Origin of the sequence: Sphingomicrobium astaxanthinifaciens (assembly GCF_022865105.1) — a bacterium.
Taxonomy (GTDB): Bacteria; Pseudomonadota; Alphaproteobacteria; order Sphingomonadales; family Sphingomonadaceae; genus Sphingomicrobium; species Sphingomicrobium astaxanthinifaciens.
Genome location: NZ_JAKNYM010000001.1, coordinates 354,706 through 374,042 on the forward strand (window position 1 = coordinate 354,706; position 19,337 = coordinate 374,042).

Consider the following 19,337-nt stretch of genomic DNA (forward strand, 5'->3'; position numbering starts at 1 on the left):
GCCTTCAGCCGCGCGGGTCGACAACCAGCGTGTCGATAGGCAAAGAGTCTATCAGCTCGCTAGAACTACCAATCGTAGCCGCTTTCACTCCGCTTGCGCCATGAGTGCCGAGCACTACGAGATTGGCGTTATGCTTCTCCGCCTCCTGTGTCACTGCGACATATAGGCGATCGGTTACGACATTGCTGGTAAGCCGGTCACCCTCGCCGATCTTATTCACAAGTTTAGTCATACGCTGCTCAGCCTCGGCTCGGAGTTCGCGTTCGACTGCAGGGTGGTACGCAAGAAGCATTTGCACGATGCGAGAGGCACCTTCGCTACCTTCTTGATGACAGAAACCGATCTCACCGATGTTGAGATCGCGGGCGTTATGGGGTGGTCGCCCGACGAAGTTGCGCGAATTCGAAAAGTGTATGTTGACGAGCGCGCAACAGTCGTGGCAATCGGCCAGCGGATCGCACGCGGTGTAAACCGGAACTGTAAACCGGAATGATCACGGCGAACGATTGTTAGGAAATTCGGCGGAAAACCGCCATCCGTGCGGGTGTAGCTCAATGGTAGAGCAGGAGCTTCCCAAGCTTAAGACGAGGGTTCGATTCCCTTCACCCGCTCCATTTTCCGCCATTTCGACCGCGCCGCCGGGCGCGGCTCAGCCCGCGGGGCGTGCCTGGTCCGCCGCGGCGGCTTCGGCTTCGACCGCCGCTTCCTGCGCCTCCAGCGCGCGCCGCTCGATCACCGCCTCGACCGTACCGATCGCGATCTCGACGCGGCGGTTGCGGGCCTGCCCCTCGGGGTCGGGCTCGCCCGCTAGCGTGAAATTGGGCGCGACCGGATTATGTTCGCCCAGCGCGACGATGGTCAGGCGCTCGGGGTCCACCCCCCGCGCCTCGAGATAGTCGGCGACCAGCTGCGCGCGCGCCCGGCTGGCGCGCGCGTTGGCCGCGTCCGAACCGACCGAATCCGAATGCCCGAACAGGGTGATGGGCTCCTCGCTCGCGATCCGCTGGTCGCCGAGGAAGGCATCGATCGCTTCCCTCGCGGCGGGATCGAGCCCGTCCGCCACCGCGCCGACGCCGACGGTGATCTCCATCGGCACCTCGATCGCCGCCTCGACCGGCACGGTCGAGGCGATGTCCTCGCGGATGATCGAGCGCAGCGGCGGCGCGGGGTCCTCGACCTCGGGCTCGGGGCCGGCGGGGGCGGGTTCGCGGCACCCCGCCAGCGCGCCCAGCACGAGCAGGGACAGGGCAAGGCGCGGAGAGGCCGGCCGGTTGCGGGGGGTCATCGCTTGCTCTCCTCTTCCTCGTCGCCGGGGTCCGGCAGCGCGTCGGGCCGGGCGGCCGCCGCCCCGGCCTCTGTCGCCGCCTCCTCGCGCCGCTCCTCCTCTCGGTCGGGCAGCACCTCGTCGAGCGGATGGCGGGTGCCCGGCGGGACATAGGCGACGATCGTGTCGCCCGGTCGCCCGTCGGGGCGCGAGGCGTGGGTGTAGAAGCGCAGCCGCCCGTCCTCGCGCAGGACGAACAGCGGTAGGTGCTCTTCGGGCAGGTGGCTGCGCATCAGGTTGGTATCGAGCGTGAGCGTCAGTTCGATCGGCATCAATTTCCAGCCGCGCGCGACATGGTCGGCGACATCCTCGACCCCGTGGCCGGTATCGAACAGCGAACGGCCGCGCAGCGAGGTCGGCAGCGCATGCGGGTCGTCGCCGCTGGCATCGCCCAGTTGGTAGACGTTGTCGGACCCGATCTCGGGCGCGAATTCGGAGCAGACGAGCGCGTTATACGCCTCGTTGCCGGTGGTCGCGACGAGCACCTGGAACTGGTTGAAATCGAGATCCTCCTCGGTCGCCTCGGCGAGGATCTCGCCGTGGAAGGTCGGCAGCTTCTCGGCCCGCGCCGCCCCCAGCCGCTGCCAGCTGGTGTCGGCGATCATCACCGGCACCTTGAGTTCGCGCAGCGTCTTGGCGAGCTGGAGCGAGAAGGGCGTGGTGCCGACGATCAGCACACCGTTGCTGTCGGGGCCGTTCAGCCCCAGCAGCCGAGCGAGCGGGGCGGCGGTGAACCCGTGCGCGACGATGGTCGCGGCGACCACCGCGAAGGACAGGGTGATGAGCAGCATGCCCCCCGAATAGCCGAGCTCGTCGAGCCGCAGCGCGAACAGCCCCGAGATGGCGACCAGCACGATCCCGCGCGGGGCGATCCAGGCGACGAACAGGCGCTCCTTCCACGGCACCTTGGAGAAAGCGAGGCTGATCAGCACCGTCGCCGGACGGACGAGGAACAGCAGGACGAGGAGGAAGGCGGCCCAGCGCCACTGGAACTGCTCGATCATCGACCAGTCGAGGCTTGCCGACAGCGTCACGAACACCCCCGAGACGAGGATGATCGTGATATTCTCCTTGAACGGCAGGTAGGTGCGCGCGCTCGACAGGTGCATGTTGGCGAGCGCGATCCCCATCACCGTGACCGCGAGCAGCCCGGTCTCCTGCTGCACCAGGTTGGACAGGACGAAGGTCCCGATCACGGTGACGAACAGGATCGGCGCCTTGAGATATTCGGGAACCATGCCGCGCGGGAAGCTGAAGGCCACCGCCTTGGCCGCGCCCCAGCCGACCGCGCCGGCGGCCAGGCTGGCGATGACCAGCCCGATGATATTGTCGATGAAGCTGGTGCCCTGCTGCTGCTGAAGCAGGAATTCGTAGGTCACCACCGCGGCCAGCGCGCCGAGCGGATCGTTGACGATGCCTTCCCATTTGAGGATCGCGCGCGGGCGCTGCGCCAGGTTGGTCTGGCGCAGCAGCGGGATGATCACGGTGGGGCCGGTGACCACGAGGATCCCCGCGAACAGCACCGAGACCGCGAGCGTCAGCCCCGCCACCTCGTGCAGCGCCAGCGCGCCCAGCGCCCAGCCGACCGGCACGCCGATGAGCACCAGCCGCGGCACCGCGCCGCCCGTCTTCTTGAGTTCGTTGAAGCGTAGCTGGAGCCCGCCCTCGAACAGGATGATCGCGACCGCGAGCGCGACCGCAGGCTCGAGCAGTTCGCCGAAATCCTCGTTGGGGCGCACCAGCCCGGTCACCGGGCCGAGCAGGATGCCCGCGACCAGCATCAGCGCGATGGCGGGCAGCCCGGTCCGCCACGCCACCCATTGCGCCCCCATCCCGGCGAGCCCGATCAGCGCGATCGAGATGACGACATGGTTGTCGCCGGCGGCGAGCAGGAAAGGCGCGAGGGCGTCGATCATTGGATCGGGAGCGTTAAAGCCCCGCCGATGGTTCCACAACCGGCATGAAATACCCGGTCACCCCCGACAAACGCTATTTCCTCGTGCGCGGGCGGCTGTGGCGGATGAGCGATCCCGCGCTCGACCCCGCGCGGCGCGAGGAGCTGGTGCGCGCGCTGATGGCGGCGCGCTCGGTCAAGGGGCGCGCAATGCGCGCGGGCGATGCGCAAGCGCGCGAGGAGGCGCGGCAACGGGTCGATGCGGCCAAGCATGCGCTGGGCGAGCGCGGCCCCGTCTGGTGGGACGACGGCGCGCCCGACTATAATCGCAAGCTGGCGAGGAACACGCCCTATGCCGACTGGGCGGCCGCGCTCGACGAGACCGGCTAGCGCGACATCGCGCCGCGCCCGGTCGCTACAGACCGCCGATGATCGGGTCGTAGCCCGCGCCGCGCAATTTCTCGGCGAGCGCCTCGGCGCAGGCGGCGGCATCGTCCTTGCTCTCCGCGCGCATCACGAAATTGGAGCCGTAGCGCCCCTCCTTGAGGAAGGGATAGCTGCCGAGCGCGACCTGCGGGTGCGCCTTGACCACCTCGCGCAGCAGGTCGGCGACCTCGCTCTCGGGCGAATAGGCGCCGACCGTCACGCTGACCAGCGGGCGTCCCCCCTCGAGCGTGCCCGTCAATCCCTCGAGCATGCCCGCGGTGATGTGCGGGATGCCCGCCATGATGAAGATGTTGCCGACCTTGATCCCCGGCGCGCCCGAGACCGGGTTGTCGATCAGGTCGGCGCCTTGCGGCACGCGCGCCATGCTCATCCGCGCCGGGGTCGGCTCCTTGCCGATCCGGGCGTAATAGTCGCGCAGCATCTGCTCGGCGCGCGGGTGCACCACCACCGGCACGCCGAGCGCCGCCGCGATCGCATCGACGGTGATGTCGTCGTGCGTCGGGCCGATGCCCCCGGTGGTGAAGAGATAGTCGTTGCGAACCCGCAGCGCATTGACCGCTTCGACGATCGCCGCCTCGACGTCGGCGACGATCCGCACTTCCTGCAGCCGGATCCCCTGCACGTTGAGCCATTGCGCGATCTGCGCGACATTCTTGTCCTGCGTGCGGCCCGAGAGGATCTCGTCGCCGATGATGACGAGCGCGGCGGTATAGATACGGGTCATGCGCGCCTCATGCCACGCCGCGCGCGCGGGCGATAGCCATGCATTGCCCGCTAGCCGCGCGCCGCCGCCTTCCAGCGCCGCATCTGCTCCTCGCTCCAGAAATCGCGCGCGTCGTAGAAGTCCTCGAACGCGGGGACCTCGGGATCGAGCGAGACCCAGTCCATCTTCGCGCGCGTGTGGATATGCACGTCGGGGGCGATCCCCGCCTTGTCCTCGAGCACGCCCGCGCGCACGAAATGGATCTTCTCGCGCGCATGGCTGTAATGCCCCGAGACCGCGACATGGCACTCGGCGCAGCGCAGGATCCACTGGTCCTTGCCGCTCGCCGAGGGGGTCACCACCCGCTCCACCGGCCCCTCGATCGCGACCGCGTCGGCCGCGTGCAAGCAGTTGAGCCCGAACGCCGAGCCGCTCTCGCGCTGGCAATAGGTGCAGTGGCAGGCGTGGGTAATGATCGGCGGCCCCGTCACCGCGATCCGCACCGCCCCGCAGGCGCAGCGCCCGCTCCTTGCCCGTGCCTCGTCCATGCTCGCCGTCCCCTTCGCTTGCGCCTCGCCTTTTGCCGGCGGGCAGCCTATATCGCCCTCCATGACCGAATATATCAAGGTAGGCCCCGAGGATCGCGTCGAGCCCAAGTCGGGGGTCATCAAGCTGCACGGCGAGGCCGGGTTCGAGGGCATGCGCAAGGCGGGGCGGCTGGCCGCCGAGATCCTCGATGCGCTGACCCAGCATGTCGTGCCCGGCATCACCACCGAGGAAATCGACCGCATCGTCTTCGACATGACGCTGGCGGGCGGCGGGGTGCCCGCGACGCTCGGCTATCGCGGCTATACCAAGAGCTGCTGCACCTCGATCAACCATGTCGTGTGCCACGGCATCCCGGGCGACAAGGTGTTGAAGGACGGCGATATCGTCAACATCGACGTCACTCCCATCCTCGACGGCTGGCACGGCGATACCAGCCGCATGTTCTTCGTCGGCGAACCCAATGTGAAAGCCAAGAAGCTGGTCGAGGTGACCTACGAATGCCTCATGCTCGGGCTCGAGCAGGCGCGCCCCGGCAACCGCCTCGGCGACATCAGCCACGCGATCCAGCAACATGCCGAGAAGCATCGCTACGGGGTGGTGCGCGATTTCTGCGGGCACGGGCTCGGGCGCCTGTTCCACGACAGCCCCGAAGTGGTCCATGCCGGCCGCGCGGGCACCGGCCCCGAGCTGCGCCCCGGCATGTTCTTCACCGTCGAGCCGATGATCAACATCGGCCGCGCCGACGTGAAGATCCTCGGCGACGGCTGGACCGCGGTCACCCGCGACCGTTCGCTGTCGGCGCAGTTCGAACATTCGATCGGCATTACCGAGGACGGCATCGAGATCTTTACCGAAAGCCCCAAGGGGCTGCATAAACCGCCCTATTGAGCCATCGAGACGGGGGACCGCGCGTGAAGAAGATCGAGACCATCATCAAGCCCTTCAAGCTCGACGACGTGAAGGACGCGCTGTCCGACGTCGGGGTCTCGGGGCTGACCGTCACCGAGGTCAAGGGGTTCGGGCGCCAGAAGGGGCATACCGAACTCTATCGCGGCGCCGAATATGTCGTCGACTTCCTGCCCAAGCTCAAGGTCGAGGTGGTGGTCACCGACGACCAGCTCGAGCGCACCGTCGAGGCGATCGAGAATGCCGCACGCACGGGGCGGATCGGTGATGGCAAGATCTTCGTCTCGACCATCGACCAGGCGGTGCGCATCCGCACCGGCGATCGCGACGCCGACGCGCTCTAGGCGGTGACGATGGTGTCCGAGCGCGACCCCCGCCTCGCCTCGATGCCGCCCGAGGAACTGCGCCGGATCATGCGCGCGCTGGGCTATCGCACCCAGTCGGACCTTGCCAACGCGATCGGCGTCTCGCGCTCGAGCGTCTCGCTCTGGCTCGACGGCAAGGTCGGGGTGCCGCGCCCCGTCGCGATGCTGCTGCGCATGCTCCACGGTGCCCAGCGTCGCGCCTATTAGGCGATGATCGACGTCCTGCGCGACGACGTGCACGCCGCCGATCTCGACAACCGCTGCCGCCTGCCGTTGCCGTCCCCGGCGCAGCGCGCCGACCCGCGCGGGCTCGAGACGATGGTCCGGCAGCTCGCGCGCGGGGGTTTCTTCCCCTGCATTCGCGGCGGTAGCCGCTGGGCCGTGCTCGTCGATGGCGACCCGGTCGGCGCGTTCGAGGTGCCCGGCCGCGGTGCAAGGAGGCTGCGCCGCCTTCGCCTCGAGGGGCATGGCGAACGCCCCCCGCCGCTTCCGCGTGCCCGCCTCGAGTTCCGGCGCGCGCCCGCGCCGTGGCGCCTTGCCGACTGGCTCCACGGGGTGCTCCATCCGCTCCCCTTACGCCTGTTGAATTGTTCACCGCACGGCTGATCGCGCTTGTCGGAACGCGGCCCCCTGCCCGAACATAGGGACCGGTGACCGGGCGAGCGCGACTCGCCCTTTTCGCATCCAACGGAGACTTTCATGACCAGCGCCAAGGACATCCTCGCCCGGATCGAGGAAGAAGAGATCGAGTATGTGGAGCTGCGCTTCACCGACCCCAAGGGCAAGTGGCAGCACCTCTCGATGGTCGCTTCGGCACTGGACGAGGACCAGCTCGAGGACGGCTTCATGTTCGACGGCTCCTCGATCGCCGGCTGGAAGGCGATCAACGAGAGCGACATGATCCTCAAGCCCGACTTCGACGCGGTCTATGTCGATCCCTTCATGGCCACCTCGACGCTGGTCGTCTTCTGCAACATCGTCGATCCCGGCTCGGGCGAACTCTATTCGCGCGACCCGCGCTCGACCGCGACCCGCGCCGAGACCTACCTCAAGTCGACCGGCATCGGCGACACCATCTACGTCGGCCCTGAGGCCGAGTTCTTCATGTTCGACGACGTGCGCTTCCACGACGGCTATGCCGGCAACGGCTACCAGCTCGACGATGTCGAACTACCCTCGAACAGCGCGACCGAATATGAGCAGGGCAACATGGCCCACCGCCCGCGCGAGAAGGGCGGCTATTTCCCCGTCGCCCCGGTCGACAGCGCTTCCGACATCCGCTCGGAGATGGTCTCGACCATGCTCGAGATGGGGCTGCCGTGCGACAAGCACCACCACGAGGTCGCGCCGGCGCAGCACGAACTCGGGCTGACCTTCGGCGAACTGGTCGAGACCGCCGACCGCATGCAGCTCTACAAATATGTCGTCCACATGGTGGCGCATGCCTATGGCAAGTCGGCGACCTTCATGCCCAAGCCGATCGCCAAGGACAACGGCTCGGGGATGCACGTCCATATGTCGATCTGGAAGGACGGCAAGCCCTTGTTCGCGGGCGACGGCTATGCCGGGTTGTCCGAGACCGCGCTGTTTTTCATCGGCGGCGTGATCAAGCATGCGCGCGCGCTCAACGCCTTCACCAACCCCTCGACCAACAGCTACAAGCGCCTGGTTCCCGGCTTCGAGGCGCCGGTGCTGCTGGCCTACAGCTCGCGCAACCGCTCGGCCTCGTGCCGCATCCCCTACGGGACCGGCGAGAAGTCGAAGCGCGTCGAGTTCCGCTTCCCCGACGCCACCGCCAATCCCTATCTCGCCTATGCCGCGCTGCTGATGGCGGGGCTCGACGGGATCGAGAACCGGATCCACCCGGGCGAGGCGATCGACAAGAATCTCTACGACCTGCCGCCCGCCGAGCTGGTCGACGTGCCGACCGTCTGCGGCAGCCTGCGCGAGGCGCTCGTCGCGCTCGACCAGGATCGCGCTTTCCTGACCAGGGGCGATGTCTTCACCGACGACCAAATCGACGCCTATATGGATCTCAAGTGGGAAGAGGTGATGCGCTGGGAAACCACCCCGAGCGCGGTAGAATTCGACATGTATTACAGCGCCTGAGCGTTCGCGCCTTGCCGCGACGACGGGATCGGGGGCCACGCGGCCCCCGATTTTGTCTCGCCTCCGTACGCTGCGTTAACCAGCAACCATAAGGCGAGCGTAACCAATATCGCCTACCCCGCTTCTCCTGATGGCAGAAGAACGTCCCATGAAGCATTTCCGCGAGCGGCTGCGGCTGCCCGAACCGGGGAACAAGCGCCCCGTGCCGCTCCTGCGTCCCGCTGGCGAGAAGCGCCCGACGACCCGCGAGGACGACCTGCTTTCGGTCTCGATCCCGCGCGGCGAATCGCGCTGGAAGAACATGCGCGAGGACGAGCGCCACCGCCTCAAAGCCGAGGAAGCGATGGTCACCACCGTCGACGGGGAGCGCCGCGTCGTCGAGCTGGTCAACTTGTCGGGCGGGGGCGCGATGATCGCCACCGACTATGCCCCCGACCATTTCGAACCGATGTTCCTCGACCTTGGCGACGGCGGCGAGATCGAGGCCGCGGTGCGCTGGGTCAAGGGCGGCCGCGTCGGGCTGCAATTCGTCGAGGAAACGCAGATCGGCTGCGATGCGGCGACCCGCGACAATCTTCTCCTCGATACCATTCGCAAGAGCTTCCCCGACGCCAACATCGCCGGCATGGCCCATGGCCCCTCGCCGTTCGAAAAGCGTGAGGGCGAGGAAGACGAGACGCCGCGCCAGCCGCGGTCGGCCCGCCGCCACCCGCTGATCTGGCGAGGCCACGTCCACTACGATCACGACACCCACCCGGTCCGGCTACGCAATATCTCCGAGACGGGGGCGATGATCGAGACCCGCACCAGCTTGCCGCGCGGGGCCGGACTGCTGCTCGACCTTGATGCCGCGGGCACCATCTTCGCGCATGTCAGCTGGTCGCGCGGCGGGCAGGCCGGGCTCCACTTCGAGACCCCGTTCAACGTCTCCAAGCTGGCCGAGAGCAAGCCGCAGGTCGCCTCGGGCTGGAAGCAGCCCGACTATCTCAAGCGGCACGAGGAGCGCGCGCGCCGCGATGGCGACGAGAGCCCCTGGTCCTCGCATTGGGATTCGCCCAGCGTCGAGGCGCTGCGCGAGGAACTCGAGGGCTATCTCAAATATTAGGTCGGGCCGTCGCGGATCGCCGCCGTCCGCGCCCTGGCCTCCGCCTGCGCCGCCCCGCGCGCCGGGCTAATAGTCTCGCGAGAAGCGCGCGTTGACCCCCGCGCGCCCGAGCGAGTTGACGCTGGCGAGGATCGCCAGCCAGCGGGTGACCTGGAACTCGGCCTGCGTGGCGGTATAACCCTGCCCGTCGGTGATCACTTCGACATAGAGCCGCCGCGTGATGTACTTACCCGCGCCGATCGCGGTTTGCTGCCCGGTGGTGACGTCGGCGGGCAGGATGCGCAGCCGGTCGAGCCCGATGGCCGAGCGCACCGCGTTGATCGGGTCGAGCCCGCCGCCCCCGCCTTGCAGGCTCGCGACCGCCGCCCCCAGCTGGACCAGTTCGGCCGCCGAGAGGTTGGCCGCCGAGGTCCCGAACAGGAGCCGCGACAGGATCTCGTCCTGATCGGCGATGCCGGGGCTGGCGAATTCGATGTTGGGGGCGAGCGCGTTGCCGGTGACCCGCACCTGCGCCTCGATCCCCACCCCGTCGGCGACCGCGAGGATGTCGAGGCTGGGGTTGGGCGGCGAGTTGCCGGTGAAATCGATGTCGCCGCGTTCGACCCGGAAGCGGCGCCCGGCGAAGCTGTATTCGCCCGACTGGAGGTCGGCCGAGCCGCGGATCCGCGGTTCGAGCACGCTGCCGCCGATGCGCACGTCGGTGGTCCAGCGCGAATCGAGCCCCAGCCCCTTGACGAACAGTGGCCCGCCGCTGACCCCGACGTCGAGCCGCCACGGCGCGATCCGCGCGGTCTCGATGATGCTGTCGGGGTCGGCCCCGCGCTCGATCACCTCGAGCGAGGGGACCGCCGCGACGCGCCCCGCCTGCCCCAGCTGGTAGCGCCCCTCGATCAGCGTGAGGTCGCCCGAGATGGTGCCCCCGGTGCCGCTCGCCGAGCGGATCCGCAGCGGCCCCGACACGGTGGCGGCGATATCGTCGCGATTGAGCAGCCGCGCGCGCTCGGTGGTGATGCCGAGGTCGATGCCGATCCCCCCCGGCAGGAAGACGAAATCGCCGCTGCCGCGCACCTGCCCGCCGTCGCGCGTGCGCCCGCTCATCCGGTCGATGATCAGCCGCGAGCCGCGAAAGCGCCCGCTCGCCTCGAGCCCGGTCACCTCGGTGCCCGTCACCGGGCTCTCGAGCCGGGCGTTGGACAGCTGCAGGGTGCCGCTGATCCGCGGCCGCAGCAGCGAGCCGCGCGCATCGAGCGCCACGCGTATCGGCCCCGTTAGGTCGAACAGCTCGACGTTGGACAGCCGCCAGAGTGTGCCTGCCGGGCCGTCGAAGCGGAATTGCGCGAACAAGGGTGCGCGCAGCAACGCGCTGGCGATCGGTCCCTCGGGCAGCGGCGCGAAGCGCACCTGCGCGCGCCCGATCGACTCGCCCTCATGTTCCATCACGATCCGCGCCCCGGCGACATCGCCCGCAATCCGCGCGTTGACCGCCATGTCGATCGGGCGCGAGGCGAGCAGCAGCCCGGCCCGGCTGAGCCCGCGGACTTGGAGGCTGGCCTCCCCGTCGCGGGTGCGCGGATCGTAGCTCGCGGTCCCGCTGAGCGTGCCCGACAACCCGAGGTCGGGCGCGAACAGGTCGGCGAGCCGCAGCGGCAGTCCCGACAGCGCGATCTCGACGGGCCCGCCGTCGGTCAGTCCCGACACGCGCGCGCGACCGCGCCCGTAGCGAAGGTCGACCTCGCCGAGCACCCATTGCCCGTCGACCATCTCGAAGCGCGCGGGGCGGACGAAGGCGAGCCGCCGCCCGTCGAGGCTCCCCGAGCCCGACAGCACGATCGACTGCCCGGGGTCCTCGATAACCTCCATGTCGATCTGCGCGGCGAGGTCGAAGCTGAAGTCCGAGCGCCCGCGCCCTTCGAGCGCGGCGTCGATCACGCCCTTGCCATTCTCGAGCCGCCCGCTGCCGCTCACCCGCTCGAAATCGAGCCCGGCGATCGTCGCGCGCTCGAGCGCGAAGTCGAAATCGGACCCGATCCCCGTTTCGGTCAGCAGCACCACCCCGTCGAGCCGGCCCGAACGCGCGGCGATCGCGGGCGGGCCGGGGAAGGCGGCGTTGTCGAAGGCCAGGTCCATCGCGATGCGCTGCGCCGAGACCCCCGCGGGCGTGCCCGCGGGCACCGAGAAGGCGAGCGTGCCCGCGATCTCGCCGCCGGCGAGCGCGAGCGTGCCGTCGAACCCGCCGGGCACGATGCCGAGGCGGCCCCAACCGCTCGAGCCGGCGACGCGCAGCGCGGCGACGTCGATCGCCGCCTGCCCCTCGCCCGCGGGCAGCAGGATGTCGCCCTCGCTGGTGAAGGGGCCGAACCGGCTCATCCCTTCGGCGGCATAAGCGAACCCGCGATCGTTGGGATCAAGGGTGACGGTGACGTCGCGCAGTCCCAATGCGGCGTTGGGGCTTTCGAGGAAAAGCTCGACGCTGGGGCGGCTGATCCGCCCGTCGACGATCACCGACAGCGGCCCGTAGCTCTCGTGCGTCCCCTCGGCCTCGAAACGGAAGGTCCCGTCGTTGCGCCGCAGCCCCGAGCCGCTCAGCGCGAGCAGCGGCGATTCGAGCCGCGTGTCGGCAAAGCGGATCACCCCGTCGGCACCGCGCGCGATCCGGGTCTCGATCACCGGGTTGCCCCCGAGCAGCCCGGCGAAGAAGCTGTTGTCGAGCCGCCGCACGGTGGCGGTGGCGCGCCCGTCGAGCTGGAGCCCGCCGCCGCCCGGGCGCAGCGCTAGGTCGGTCTCGACATCGACCAGCCCCAACCCGGGCACGAGGTAGCGATCGAGCCGGGCGTTGAGCGCGAAGTCGATCGCGCCGGTGTCGAAATCGACCACCAGCTCGCCGGTGCCGCTGCCCTTGGCCGAGCGGAAGCGCAGGTTCTCGCTGCGCAGCCCGGTATCGCTGACGACGAGCATGGTCTCGAGCGAGAAGTTCTCTAGAATCTGTTCGAACTCGAGCCCGAGCCCCACGACGCGGCGCGCCGAGGCAGTGAGCGGGACCCGGCGCGGCGGCCGCGACCAGCGACCGCTGCCCTCGGCAGCGAGCGCGAACAGAGTGATCGCATCGACCCGCAGCTCGGGGCTGGTCAGCCGATAATCGTAGGCGAAGGACGAAAATCCTCCGTCGAGACGCGCGACCAGCCGAAGCCGCTCGCCCCCGAGCCCGTCGAACAGCGCCTCGGGGCGCCGCAGGTCGAGCCCGAGGTCGAGCCCCTCGAACCGGTTGTCGCGCAGGTCGACCCCGCCGTCGGCGACCAGCCGCATGGCGCGCGAGGTCAGCATCGCCTCGCCCGCGATCACGCCCTCCTCGAAGGTGAAGGCCGCCTCGACCCCGACCCCGCCCGCGACCGGCTCGGCGAGCACGCCCTCGACCAGCCCGGACAGGTCGACCCGCCCCTCGAGCCGGTAGGTCCCCGCGGACAGCGCGATCGCGAGATCGATCGCCTCGGCCTGCCCGACCCCCCCGCTGGCGCGCCCCCGCCAGTCGGTCCAGCTGCCCTCGCCCGCGATCTCGAGCGCGAGCGGGGCGTCGAGCCCGAGCAGCTGGGGCAGCAGCCCGTCGGCGGGTGCCTCGGCGACGAGCGAAAGGTCGAAGCGGTCGGCATCGGGCTCGGCATCGAGGTCGAGCGCGACCCGGTCGCCGCCCTCGAGCGCGGCCTCGAGCCGCGCCAGCGCCCGCCCCGAGCGGACCGTCACCGCGCCCTCGACGCGGCCCTCGCGCGCGGTGCCGGTGACGGCTTCCTCGACCAGCAGCCGCTCGACGACAAGGTCGCCGACATGGATGTCGAACCCCGGCAGCAGCGGCTGGTCGGGGTCGCGCTCGACCGGGCACAGTTCGGGCAGTCGCCGCACCGTCAGCAGGTCGGCGTGGAGGCGGTCGATGTGCAGGTCGTTGTAGAGCCAGGCGAGCGGCGACCAGTCGACCTCGGCGCGGCTGATGGTGACGAACTCGCCCTGCGGGTCGCGCAGTTCGACGTTGCGTAGCACCATCTCGTCATAGATCGACCCCTCGATCCGGCCGATCCGGATCTCGAGGCAGTCCTCGCGCTCCATCGCGGCGATGCGGTCGGCGATGAAGCGATGGCCGATCCCGCTGTCGAGCACCAGCAGCCCGATCGCGGCGAGCCCGACGAGGATCAGCACCAGCGTGAGCAGTTCCTTGCCGAACCGCCGTGCGGCGCGCCGCGGAAGGCTCTTGCGCCCGGTGCCCTGTTTGCGCCCCGCCGCCGCCATCAGAAGGCCTGCCCCAGCCCGACCACCACCGCGACCGGGCTGTCGCCCTCACGCGGGTTGAGCGGGGTGCCGACATCGACCCGGATGGGGCCGAAATTGCTGTGGTAGCGCAGCCCGATCCCGGTGCCGAACTGCCAGTCGCTGGTGCCCGGCCACGGCTCCTCGCCCACGCGCCCGCCGTCGAAGAAGGGCACCACCGCGAACGGCCCCCAGACGCGCACCCGCGCCTCGAGCGCGAACTCGCTCAGCGAGCGGCCGCCGATCGGGTCGCCGAAGATGTCGCGCGGGCCGAGCGCCTGGAAGCCGTAACCGCGCACCGAGCCCCCGCCCCCCGCATACCAGCGCCGCGTCGGCGCGACCGCGTCGCGGCTGGTCCCGGCGATGGTGCCGACCTTGACCTTGGCGGCGGCGACCACCTTCTCGCCGAACGGGCGGAAGAGCGTGCCCTTCACGCTCGCGCGGACATAGGTGTCGCCGTTGTTGTTGAGGTTGATCTCGGGGCTGACGAACCCCTCCAATGTCCAGCCCCGGGTCGGGTCGAGCAGGTCGTTCGACTGGTCGATCTCGGCGACCAGCGGCAGCGCGCCGATATAGAAGGCGCGGCGGCGTTCGAGCCCGAGGTCGGGATCGCGATCGAGCTCGCTCGAGGCGAACAGCTCGATCCCCGCGCCCCAGGTGAATTCCTTCTGCCAGAGGAAATCGGAGACGCGTTCGACGCGCACCGTCGCCTGCGCGAGGTCGGCTTCATAGGCGTCGCGGCGGATCGAACTGGCGAGCAACTGCATCGACAGGCGCTGGTCGCGGCGCAGCCAGTTCGAGCGCAGCAGCGTGGCGGCGGCGAGCTGTTCCTGCGTCCCGAGCACCCCGTCGAGCGTGAGCGCGCCCTCGGGGTTCCAGAAATTGCGGTGCTGCCACTGCCCCTCGATGCGGAACCCCTCGCCGGTGCCGTAGCCGACCTCGCCCGCGATGGTGCGCAGCTTGGCCGGTTGGAGCGTCACCGCGACGTCGACCACCTCGCCCCCCGCGCGCGGCTCGGTCTCGATCACCACGCTCGAGACCAGCCCGGTGGCGATCAGCGCGCGGCGCAGGTCGACGATCTCGCTGCGGTCGTAGATCTCGCCCGGCGCGAAGCGCGCCAGCCGGGCGACGTGGCGCGCCGGGAAGGGCGGTTCGCCCTCGACCCGGATCTCGCCATAGACCGCGAGCGGGCCCGCCTCCACCGGCTGGAGCAGCGTGGCGGTCGCGCTGTCATAGTCGATGATCACCTGGCGCTCGCCCAGCTCGGCCTGCGGGTACCCGCGTTCGCCCAGCGCGGTGAGCAGGTCGGCGGTGCCGGCGATGACCTCGGCGGCGCGGACCGGGTCGCCGACCTCGACCCCGAAGGCCTCGCGCAGCGCCGCCTCGTTCTCGCCGGTCGCCGCGAGGCCGGGCAGCTGCACCTCGGTGAAGACGAATTGCGCGTCCGGCTCGACCTCGAAGCGGACCAGCAGTTCCGCGCCCTGCGGGACATAGTCGAGCGCGATGGTGGCGGCATGATAGCCCTTGGCATCGAGGATCTGCTCGAGCAGCGCGACATCGGTCTTGGCGCGGCGATCGATCTGCGCGGCATTGTCGGCTTCGCCGTCGCCCGCGGCGAGCGCGGACAGCGCCTCGAATTCCTCCTCGATCTCGCCCGCCACCGCCTCGGGTAGCCCGACCAGCGTCCAATCATAGTCGCGCAGGTCGGTCTCGAACAGCTGCGCCTCGCTGCCCTCCTCCTCGGCCTCGCCCTCGATCAGCTCGGCGAGCGGGGCGAAGACGGGGTCGCCTTCGGCGCCCTCGATCTCGGGCCATGGCAGGTCGAGTTCGGGCAGCGGCGCGAGCGGCGCCTCGACATCGACATCGACGTCGCTTTCGACCGTGGCATCGGCGTCGATCGGGGGGGGCGGCTCGCCGCTGGGCGCGCGGGCGGGTTCGGGCACGGCGTCCTGTGCCCAGGCGGGCGACAAGCCCATCCCGCACATCAGGAGAGCTGCAACGCCGCGACCCGCGATCCCTTTCATGCGGGCGAGCCTAGCGGCGAAAAACCCCGCTCGCCAGCGCTTTCGTTACGTCAGCGGACTGTTCGTCGCGCGCGCGCCTCTGGCGGGCGCGACGCTAGTGGACGGTGCCGACCACGTCGGGGTCGACGAGGTGGCCGACCAGCCGCTCGATCTGGCGCCAGTGGCAGAAGCGCAGCACATTGTCGCTGGCGCGCGCACGGTCGGCGCGCGCGCGCGCTTCCTCGCCCGCACGCGGGCCGAAATCGTCGAGCAGCAGGGTGGCGTCCGCGAGCGCGTCGCGGTCGGCGATGAACAACGGGACCATGGCGCTGGCGATACCGGCAAAGCGTGAAGGATCCGGCTACCGAACAGGGTTAACGCGCTTCGCCGATCAGCGCAGCCGCCGCGCGATCCACAGCACCCGGCCGACGAGGTCGATCTCGTCGAGCGCGCAGCCGGGAAAGTCGATATAGGCGGGGTTGTCCGACTGGATCGTGACGCTCTTCCCCAACGCCTTTTGGTTGAAAAGTCTCTTACACGGCCCCGGAGCGCGGTTGAGAAGAAGATTTTCCGCGACAGGTCAAGTGCTTACCTCGGCAATCGCCGCGGCGATCGCGGCGCAGAAGGCGGGTACGTCGTCGGGATTGCGGCTGGTGATGAGATGCCCGTCGGTGCACGATTCGCGATCGACCACCTCGCCGCCGGCGTTGCGCAGGTCGGTACGGATCGAGGGCCAGCAGGTCACCTTGCGCCCCCGCACGACGTCGGCCTCGACCAGCAGCCACGGCCCGTGGCAGATCGCCGCGACCGGCTTGCTCGCCGCGTCGAACGCCTTGATCAGGTCGATCGCCTCGGCATGGGTGCGCAGCTGGTCGGGGTTGATCACCCCGCCGGGCAACACCAGCGCGTCGAAGTCCGCCACGTCGGCCTCGCCGATCAGCAGGTCGGGCTGGACCCAGATGGTCGGCTCGTCCTTGACCCGGCCGCGGAACGGGTTGCGATCGACCGAGGCGATGACGACCTGCGCCCCCGCCGCGCCGAGCCGGTCGCGCGGCCCCGTCAGCTCGAGTTCCTCGAACCCCTCGGTGGCCATGATGAGCACCCGCTTGCCGGTCAGGTCTTGCATCTTTCGTCTCTCCTCTTTGGAACCGCCAACGCGAGCCCGCGCTTTGCGTATCCGATAGTGAAGGACGAAGCGTGCGCCAACTGCGGCATTCGAGCGACGAGGAACCCGGGTTGACGCGCGTGCGCCGCGGCAAGGGGTGGAGCTACCATCATCCCGACGGCCGCCGCGTCAAGGACGCCGCGACGATCGAGCGGCTCAACGCGCTCGCGGTCCCGCCCGCCTACCGCGACGTCTGGTACTGCCGCGATGCCAACGGCCATGTCCAGGCCACCGGCTATGACGAGAAGGGGCGCAAGCAATATCGCTACCACGATGATTTCCGCGCGCTCGCCGAGGCCGAGAAATTCGCGCGGCTCGCCGATTTCGGTCGGCGGCTGCCGCGCATCCGCAAGCGCGTCGAGAAGGCGCTGCGCCGCCGCACGCTCGATCGCGAGACGGTCGTCGCGGCGGTGGTCCGGCTGATCGACGAGAACCACCTGCGGGTCGGCAACCGGCGCTATGCGCGCTCGAACCGGAGCTATGGCGCGACCACGCTGACCAGCAGCCATGTCGAGCGGCTCAAGACCCGGCTCAAGCTGTCCTATCGCGGCAAGCACGGGACCGTGCGCGACATCACCATCACCGACCCCGCGCTGGTGCGCATCGTCGGCGAATGCCACGAGCTGCCGGGGCAGCACCTATTCCAATATGTCGGCGAGGACGGCGCGCCGCGGCAGGTCGACAGCAATGAAGTCAACGACTTCCTCAAGGCGACCGCGCGCGCGCCGGTGACGGCCAAGCATTTCCGCACCTGGGGCGCGAGCGCGATGGCGGTCGAGGAACTGCTCGCCGCGCTGGGCGAGGAGGGGCCGGTGACGCTCAAGCGGATCGTCGAACCGGTCGCGCAGGCGCTCGGCAACACCCCCGCGGTGACCCGCGCCTCCTATATCCACCCCGCCATCCTCGAGGCAATCAAGGAGCGCCCGACCGACCCGCTCGCGGGGATCCGCCGCCCGCGCCGCGCGCGCCGCCGCATGAGCCGCGAGGAAAGCCTGCTCCTCGCCATGCTCGACGCGCACGGGCCGCCGCCGAGCTGGCAGCGGCGGCTCGCGCGCCGCTTCCTCGGCCGCTGAGGTTGAAACTTGGCGCCATCCCCGCCACACAAGGCCGCGATGACCCAGACTTCGCAGAACACGCTCGACCACGCCGCCGAGATCCTGACCGCCGACGAAGCCTCCCTCGAGGAGACGGTCGAGAGCCTCGAACGCCCGGTGTCGGGCACGATCGACTGGCTCGTCGACTATTGGGAAGAGCTGCTGATCGGCGGCGTCGTGGCGCTCGGCCTTGCCGGGATCCTGCTGATCCTGCGCTCGCTCGGACGGCGCTATCGCAAGGCGACCAAGGATCGCACCAGCTGGAAGGGGATCGTGGCGGGCGTGCTCGCCAAGACCACCCTCACCTTCATGCTGGTCACCAGCTTCTTCATTGTCGTCAGCCACACCGAGATCCCCGCCAACCTCGAACGCATCTTCGAGATCGCCTTCATCGTCTCGGCCACGCTGCAGGGCGCGATCTGGGCGCGCGAGCTGATCATCGGGGTGATCAAATCGAAAGCCGCGACCGAGGAGGACGATCCCGACAGCACGCTGGGCAATGCGCTCAACATCATCCGCGTGCTGGTCAACGTGGCGGTCTTCGCCATCGCCATCATCGTCATCCTCGACAACCTCGGGGTCGACGTCACCACGCTGGTCGCGGGGCTGGGGATCGGCGGTATCGCCATCGGCCTTGCCGCGCAGGGCATCTTCTCCGACCTCTTCGCCGCGCTCTCGATCGTGTTCGACCGCCCCTTCCGCCGCGGCGACGTGATCAATTACGGCGGCGCCGCCGGCACCTTCGGCACGGTCGAGAAGATCGGGCTCAAGACCACCCGCCTGCGCGCCCCCTCGGGCGAGCTGGTGGTCATCGGCAATACCCAGCTGCTCGAGCAGGAAGTGAAGAATATCGCGCTGGCCGAGCGCCGCCGCGTCGAGATCCCCTTCGGCGTCATCTACCAGACCCCGCCCGAGCTGCTCGGGCGGATGAAGGCGCTGGTCGAGAGCACCATCGCCGACCATGAGGACATCACCCCGGTGCGCACCATCTGCACGGGCTTTGGCGACTCATCGATCGACTTCCTCTTCATCTACGACCATTACACCACCGACTATGAAGAGCTGGTCGGCGCCAAGAGCCTCGTCCTGATCGCCATCACCCGGCTGTTCGCCGAGCAGGGCATCGAGTTCGCCTATCCCACCCAGACCACCTTCACCTCGGCGCCCGACGGCACGATGATCATGCCCTATCCCGAAAACGGCTTCCGGCTGGTCGAGGAAGAGGCCGCGCCCGCCCCGTCCCGCCCGCTCCCGTCGGCCGCGACCAGCGTGAAGAAGGCGCCGCCGCGCGGCGACGGCGACATCGAGGGACCGGGCGCCAGCGATACCGGCGGCAGCGAGGGCTGAGCATAGCGCGTTCGGGCTTGGCGCTGCCGCCGAGCG

At 69.4% G+C, this 19,337-nt stretch carries 18 protein-coding genes and 1 tRNA gene; 10 read left to right on the forward strand and 9 right to left on the reverse strand.

Annotation, left to right across the window (positions count from 1 at the left end; genetic code table 11):
- Positions 1-4: 4 nt before the first annotated feature.
- Positions 5-292, reverse strand: a complete 288-nt coding sequence (locus L8951_RS11685) for a universal stress protein (RefSeq protein ID WP_407696390.1) — start codon at positions 290-292, stop codon at positions 5-7.
- Between the two features lie 248 nt (positions 293-540).
- Here L8951_RS11685 and L8951_RS01705 point away from each other — a divergent pair.
- A tRNA-Gly gene (locus L8951_RS01705) sits at positions 541-614 on the forward strand.
- Between the two features lie 35 nt (positions 615-649).
- On the opposite strand, the gene L8951_RS01710 is transcribed toward L8951_RS01705, so the two are convergent.
- Positions 650-1,285 (reverse strand): OmpA family protein, encoded by a 636-nt coding sequence (locus tag L8951_RS01710; RefSeq protein ID WP_244381274.1) that lies wholly within the window; start codon positions 1,283-1,285, stop codon positions 650-652.
- Positions 1,282-3,240 (reverse strand): cation:proton antiporter, encoded by a 1,959-nt coding sequence (locus L8951_RS01715; RefSeq protein WP_244381275.1) that lies wholly within the window; start codon positions 3,238-3,240, stop codon positions 1,282-1,284. The genes L8951_RS01710 and L8951_RS01715 overlap by 4 nt, the downstream gene beginning before the upstream one ends.
- Before the next feature lie 44 nt (positions 3,241-3,284).
- On the opposite strand from L8951_RS01715, the gene L8951_RS01720 reads away from it, so the two are divergent.
- Positions 3,285-3,608, forward strand: coding sequence for a hypothetical protein (locus L8951_RS01720; RefSeq protein WP_244381276.1), 324 nt, complete (start codon positions 3,285-3,287; stop codon positions 3,606-3,608).
- Positions 3,609-3,633: 25 nt separating this feature from the next.
- Here the strand turns inward: L8951_RS01720 and L8951_RS01725 are convergent, their stop codons facing one another.
- Both L8951_RS01725 and L8951_RS01730 read right to left on the reverse strand, forming a co-directional pair.
- On the reverse strand, positions 3,634-4,389 hold the full coding sequence (locus L8951_RS01725) for a competence/damage-inducible protein A (RefSeq protein WP_244381277.1): 756 nt from the start codon (positions 4,387-4,389) through the stop codon (positions 3,634-3,636).
- A 50-nt stretch (positions 4,390-4,439) separates the two neighbouring features.
- Entirely contained in the window at positions 4,440-4,916 is a 477-nt protein-coding gene (locus tag L8951_RS01730; RefSeq protein ID WP_244381278.1) for a GFA family protein, read from the reverse strand.
- Between the two features lie 61 nt (positions 4,917-4,977).
- Here L8951_RS01730 and map point away from each other — a divergent pair, with 61 nt between their 5' ends.
- The 6 genes from map to L8951_RS01760 all read left to right on the forward strand — a co-directional run bounded on the left by map (position 4,978) and on the right by L8951_RS01760 (position 9,402).
- Positions 4,978-5,805, forward strand: coding sequence for a type I methionyl aminopeptidase (map, locus tag L8951_RS01735; protein ID WP_244381279.1), 828 nt, complete (start codon positions 4,978-4,980; stop codon positions 5,803-5,805).
- 23 nt (positions 5,806-5,828) lie between these two features.
- Positions 5,829-6,167: a P-II family nitrogen regulator gene (locus L8951_RS01740; RefSeq protein ID WP_244381280.1), complete on the forward strand. Its 339-nt coding sequence runs from the start codon at positions 5,829-5,831 to the stop codon at positions 6,165-6,167.
- Between the two features lie 9 nt (positions 6,168-6,176).
- Complete coding sequence (locus tag L8951_RS01745) at positions 6,177-6,395, forward strand: helix-turn-helix domain-containing protein (RefSeq protein ID WP_244381281.1); 219 nt, start codon at positions 6,177-6,179, stop codon at positions 6,393-6,395.
- A 3-nt stretch (positions 6,396-6,398) separates the two neighbouring features.
- Positions 6,399-6,794, forward strand: a complete 396-nt coding sequence (locus tag L8951_RS01750; RefSeq protein WP_244381282.1) for a hypothetical protein — start codon at positions 6,399-6,401, stop codon at positions 6,792-6,794.
- A 93-nt stretch (positions 6,795-6,887) separates the two neighbouring features.
- Positions 6,888-8,297, forward strand: coding sequence for a type I glutamate--ammonia ligase (gene glnA, locus L8951_RS01755; RefSeq protein ID WP_244381283.1), 1,410 nt, complete (start codon positions 6,888-6,890; stop codon positions 8,295-8,297).
- A 148-nt stretch (positions 8,298-8,445) separates the two neighbouring features.
- Positions 8,446-9,402: a PilZ domain-containing protein gene (locus L8951_RS01760; RefSeq protein WP_244381284.1), complete on the forward strand. Its 957-nt coding sequence runs from the start codon at positions 8,446-8,448 to the stop codon at positions 9,400-9,402.
- A gap of 66 nt (positions 9,403-9,468) precedes the next feature.
- Here L8951_RS01760 and L8951_RS01765 read toward each other — a convergent pair whose 3' ends face one another.
- From L8951_RS01765 to L8951_RS01780, 4 genes are all read right to left on the reverse strand, one after another.
- Entirely contained in the window at positions 9,469-13,674 is a 4,206-nt protein-coding gene (locus tag L8951_RS01765) for a translocation/assembly module TamB domain-containing protein (protein WP_244381285.1), read from the reverse strand.
- On the reverse strand, positions 13,674-15,716 hold the full coding sequence (locus L8951_RS01770; protein WP_244381286.1) for an autotransporter assembly complex protein TamA: 2,043 nt from the start codon (positions 15,714-15,716) through the stop codon (positions 13,674-13,676). Before L8951_RS01770 ends, L8951_RS01765 begins: the two co-directional genes overlap by 1 nt.
- 94 nt (positions 15,717-15,810) lie before the next feature.
- Complete coding sequence (locus L8951_RS01775) at positions 15,811-16,020, reverse strand: hypothetical protein (protein ID WP_244381287.1); 210 nt, start codon at positions 16,018-16,020, stop codon at positions 15,811-15,813.
- Between the two features lie 255 nt (positions 16,021-16,275).
- Complete coding sequence (locus tag L8951_RS01780; protein WP_244381288.1) at positions 16,276-16,821, reverse strand: DJ-1/PfpI/YhbO family deglycase/protease; 546 nt, start codon at positions 16,819-16,821, stop codon at positions 16,276-16,278.
- 71 nt (positions 16,822-16,892) lie between these two features.
- On the opposite strand from L8951_RS01780, the gene L8951_RS01785 reads away from it, so the two are divergent.
- Together L8951_RS01785 and L8951_RS01790 are read left to right on the forward strand one after the other, a co-directional pair.
- The gene (locus tag L8951_RS01785; RefSeq protein ID WP_244381289.1) at positions 16,893-17,933 is read left to right on the forward strand and encodes a DNA topoisomerase IB; all 1,041 of its coding nucleotides are present in this window, start codon (positions 16,893-16,895) and stop codon (positions 17,931-17,933) included.
- 39 nt (positions 17,934-17,972) lie between these two features.
- Entirely contained in the window at positions 17,973-19,301 is a 1,329-nt protein-coding gene (locus L8951_RS01790) for a mechanosensitive ion channel family protein (protein ID WP_244381290.1), read from the forward strand.
- The last annotated feature ends 36 nt before the right edge of the window (positions 19,302-19,337 follow it).